This window comes from Pseudomonas sp. Sample_9, assembly GCF_004307535.1.
Taxonomy (GTDB): domain Bacteria; phylum Pseudomonadota; class Gammaproteobacteria; order Pseudomonadales; family Pseudomonadaceae; genus Aquipseudomonas; species Aquipseudomonas mercuritolerans.
Window position 1 is genome coordinate 1 of sequence record NZ_RAZO01000231.1, and the last position, 1,029, is coordinate 1,029.

Sequence of the window (1,029 nt, forward strand, 5' to 3'; positions counted from 1 at the left end):
AAACATCGCTGACCTGGGCAAGTATTCCGCCGTGTTCAAGGACGCCGAAGAGCCGTCCAAGGGCCGCTTCTATAACTGCCCGGCCGGCTGGACCTGCGAGCTCGACAACAGCGAAATGCTCAAGAGCTACGGTCTGGAAAACAGCTACACCAACTTCCGTCCGGGCACCGGACCTGCGCTGGATGCGGCGGTGCTGTCGAGCTACAAGCGTGGTGAGCCGATCCTCTTCTACTACTGGTCGCCGACCCCGCTGATGGGCCAGATAGATGCAGTCAAACTGGAAGAGAAACCCGGCGTCGACAAGACCGTCAGCATCAAGGTCGGCCTGTCGAAAACCTTCCACGACGAAGCCCCGGAACTGGTCGCCGTGCTGGAAAAGGTCAACCTGCCGATCGACCTGCTCAACCAGAACCTCGGGCGCATGGCCAAGGAGCGCATCGAGTCGGCAAAACTGGCGAAAATCTTCCTCAAGGAACATCCTGAAGTCTGGCACGCATGGGTGAGCGACGACGCAGCCAAGAAAATCGACGCGGCCTTGTAGGTCAGGTTGACCCGGCTGCCAGCCACGGCAGCCGGACGCTTGATCGCAACCCCTTGATTGAGAGTCCCTTATGTTTCCCGAAAGCTTTACCTTTTCCATCGCCGACTGGGTCAACGGTTGGGTCGATTCGCTGGTGACCAATTACGGCGACGTGTTCCGCCACATCTCCGATACGCTGCTGTGGGCCATCGTCAGTCTCGAAGGTCTGCTGCGTGCGGCGCCGTGGTGGCTGATGCTGGCGATCGTCGGCGTCATCGCCTGGCACGCCACGCGCAAAGTCGTCACCACCGCGGTGATTGTCGGCTTGTTGTTCCTGGTGGGCGCGGTCGGCCTCTGGGACAAACTCATGCAGACTCTGGCGCTGATGATGGTCGCGACGATCATTTCGGTGCTGATCGGCATTCCGCTGGGGATTCTCTCGGCGCGCAGCAACCGCCTGCGTTCGGTGCTGATGCCGCTGCTCGACATCATGCAGACCATGCCGAGTT

General features: G+C 60.3%; 1 protein-coding gene and 1 pseudogene. Both read left to right on the forward strand.

Annotated elements, in window-relative coordinates:
* Positions 1 to 541 (forward strand): glycine betaine ABC transporter substrate-binding protein (locus tag D6877_RS13430; RefSeq protein ID WP_277751484.1); only part of this gene is annotated, 541 nt, incomplete at its 5' end.
* Positions 542 to 611: 70 nt separating this feature from the next.
* Positions 612 to 1,029, forward strand: a pseudogene (locus D6877_RS13435) (proline/glycine betaine ABC transporter permease); the annotation flags it as partial.